Below are 1,179 nucleotides of genomic sequence, written 5' to 3'. Positions count from 1 at the left end.
CTGGCTGGCCGGGAATGCCGCCTGCGGCGGGATCGGCCATCAAGGACCAGGCCATCACACCAATCTGGTTGGGTTCAAGCCGGGCGAGTTCGGCGCTGATTCGCGGATCGAGCTTCATAGGGGACTCCTCAAGCGTGGCCCGGCGCGTTGTGCACGCGTCGGGGCAGTACACCCAATAGAGTGCATGCCCGCTGACAAATTCCCTTAGCCTGTAAGACGATTCGATCAAGTGCGTGGGAGAGTGACGCCGCGCTGGCCCTGATACTTGCCGCCACGGTCCTTATAGGACACTTCGCACTCTTCGTCGGATTCGAAGAACAGCATCTGCGCCACGCCTTCGTTGGCGTAGATTTTTGCCGGCAAGGTGGTGGTGTTGGAGAACTCCAGGGTGACGTGCCCTTCCCATTCCGGCTCCAGCGGCGTCACGTTGACGATGATGCCGCAGCGCGCGTAGGTGCTTTTGCCCAGGCAGATAGTCAGGACATTACGCGGGATACGGAAGAATTCGACGGTGCGCGCCAGGGCAAAGGAGTTTGGCGGGATGATGCAGACGTCGCTCTTGACGTCGACGAAGCTTTTTTCGTCGAAGTTTTTCGGATCGACGGTTGCCGAGTTGATGTTGGTGAACACCTTGAACTCATCGGCGCAGCGTACGTCGTAGCCGTAGCTGGAAACCCCGAACGAGATCAGCCGCTCAGCGCCTTCGCCACGCATCTGGCGCTCCACGAAGGGCTCGATCATGCCGTGCTCTTGCGCCATGCGGCGAATCCACTTGTCCGATTTGATGCTCATGGCGGGTGTCCTGAATAGCGAGGTGAAAAAATTCTGTTGGGCATCTTACCGGGGCTGGCCCCGTGGTTCAAAGGGGCGGCTGTTTTTCTTGGCGCCGCGCAGCCCCTGCTGGGCGGGGCACACCTTCAATTGTGGGGTGTTGGTGCGGTATCAGGGTGCCGCCAGTCACGAAAATAGAGAAACCTTCGGAAATACCATTGGCACGTTCCGGAAAAAGGGTTAAGGTGGCGCCACTGTGCTGCTTGTGTCACTGAGAATCTCTACACGATATGTTGAATTTCGATCCAACCATCTCCAAGAATTTTTCCTGCTCTTTGCACTCAGTCTCGGCCAGGGCTTTTCCTGAGTCGCAGTTAACTTTGTCCAAGGAGATACACCATGTCTAAT

Annotated in this window: 1 protein-coding gene; it reads right to left on the bottom strand. The window is 57.3% G+C overall.

Annotated features, from left to right (window positions below; all coding sequences use genetic code 11):
- Nucleotides 1–225: 225 nt before the first annotated feature.
- Nucleotides 226–792, bottom strand: a complete 567-nt coding sequence (gene dcd / locus HX873_RS27160) for a dCTP deaminase (protein ID WP_003219273.1) — start codon at nucleotides 790–792, stop codon at nucleotides 226–228.
- Between the last annotated feature and the right edge of the window lie 387 nt (nucleotides 793–1,179).

The organism is Pseudomonas sp. P7758 (assembly GCF_013386485.1).
GTDB lineage: Bacteria > Pseudomonadota > Gammaproteobacteria > Pseudomonadales > Pseudomonadaceae > Aquipseudomonas.
The sequence above is the reverse complement of the archived record's forward strand: the minus strand, read 5'-3'. Positions and strand labels throughout refer to the sequence as shown.

Excerpts from the sequence above, each read along its gene's own strand:
- dcd (WP_003219273.1), bottom strand. The coding sequence starts at position 792 with ATGAGCATCAAATCGGACAAGTGGATTCGCCGCATGGCGCAAGAGCAC.